The sequence below is a fragment of the Mycobacterium sp. GA-0227b genome, from assembly GCF_001499855.1.
Taxonomy (GTDB): domain Bacteria; phylum Actinomycetota; class Actinomycetes; order Mycobacteriales; family Mycobacteriaceae; genus Mycobacterium.
The window spans coordinates 1-1,592 of record NZ_LQIK01000025.1; the positions used below are offsets into that span (position 1 = coordinate 1).

The window sequence follows — 1,592 nt, forward strand, 5'->3', positions numbered from 1 at the left end:
CCGATTACCGTGGCGCGCTCGAGGTCGTGTCCCGCGATGATCTGGTGAAGCGCATCGGCGAGACGCCGTCCGATCACGAAATCGACGAGCAGGCAGCCCAACTCGACACGGCGGTCTCCGAGCTGGGCGGCTGAGGCCTCACGCCTCGATTTCGCCGGCGATCTTGCGTTCGATGCTCGCCCGGGTCGTCGCGGGCAGCACGATCAGACCGTCGAGCTCCTTTTGCGCGCGGGCATAGGCGGCCTTGCGCTCCTCGGAGGTCGCCCCGCCGTCCGAGGCCAGCCGGAGCAGGTTCTGAGCCCGTTCGATGCGCATCCGGTCCTCGGCCGAAAAGTCGCTGCGACGCCGGCGAATCGCGTCGGCCTCGGCGACGTCGAACGCCGCGACGTACTCGTGCACGGCGTCGCGGTACTCGAGTTGCGCACCGCGGTCGTCGAGGATGTCGTCGACGGATTCCGGCCGCAGCAGGTCCGCGTGGCTCCTGGCCTTGTGGAATGCGATGGTCAGCGGAGCGCGCATGTCGGTCATGAGGGGAAAGTCCAACAGCTTGGCGACGTCGATCTCGTACTCGAGCCAGCGGGCGTCGGTCTGCGCGTGGCGCTGCAGCACCTTGGTCATCTCACGCCGGTTCGCCGCCTCATTGGTGCGGGCCCGGCCCGACGCCTCGGCGAGCGCCACTTTGGTCTGTTGCTTGATCCGGTAGCGCTCGAGCCGGCGTTGTGCACGACGCTCGTTGGCCGCAGCCACCGCCCGCACGCCGCCGCCGATCACGCCGCCCAGCGGGAATATCAGCCACCAGAAATTTCCGGCGAAATGAAGCAGGGCTTCCACGGTTTCCAGCATGCCATTCGTAGGTGGCGTGGCGACCGGACGAGTTCGCCGCTGCACCGCGGCTTCACAGGCCGATCCGCCGGTACCGCCGAAGCCTGAGCTGCAGCCGTTCGTCACTGGGAACCGAACGCAGCGAATGCAGTTCGTTTGCGATCACCGCCGACAACCGCTGCGTGAACTGCAGCGGTTCATCGGCGGCGTCGGGATGTTCGGGCACGACCACGTCGACGATGCCGTCGCGCAGCAGGTCGGCCGACCGAATACCTTGCGCGGCAGCAAGTTCCGCTGCGTGGTCGAGGTCCCGGAACACGATCGCGCTGGCACCCTCGGGCGGTAGCGGTGCCAGCCAGCCGTGCAGCGCGGCCAGCACCCGGTCGGCCGGCACCATCGCCAGCGCCGGCCCGCCGCTGCCCTGACCCAACAGCACCGACACCGTCGGGGTGTCCAACGTGACCAGCTCGGCCAGGCAGCGCGCTATCTCGCCGGCGAGCCCACCCTGCTCGGCCTCGACGGTCAACGCCGGTCCGGCGGTGTCGATGACGAGCACCAGCGGCAGTTGCAGACCCTCGGCCAACGCCATGCCCCGCCGCGCCTCCAGTAGTGCCGCCGGCCCGACCATCCCGCCGACCACGCGCTGTTGGCCGAGCACCACCGCCGGCTGACCGCCGAACCGGGCCAGCGCGAGCAACGTCGTCGCCGCCTCACCCTGTCCCGTTCCCGACAGCAGCACCCGGTCGGTCGTGCCGTGCCGCAGCAGGTAC

Annotated in this window: 2 protein-coding genes; both read right to left on the reverse strand. The window is 69.5% G+C overall.

Annotation, left to right across the window (positions count from 1 at the left end):
* Nucleotides 1-138: 138 nt before the first annotated feature.
* Nucleotides 139-843, reverse strand: a complete 705-nt coding sequence (locus AU185_RS15830; protein ID WP_059098190.1) for a hypothetical protein — start codon at nucleotides 841-843, stop codon at nucleotides 139-141.
* Between the two features lie 52 nt (nucleotides 844-895).
* A partial coding sequence (locus AU185_RS15835; protein WP_286143167.1) for a carboxyl transferase domain-containing protein occupies nucleotides 896-1,592 on the reverse strand: 697 nt, incomplete at its 5' end.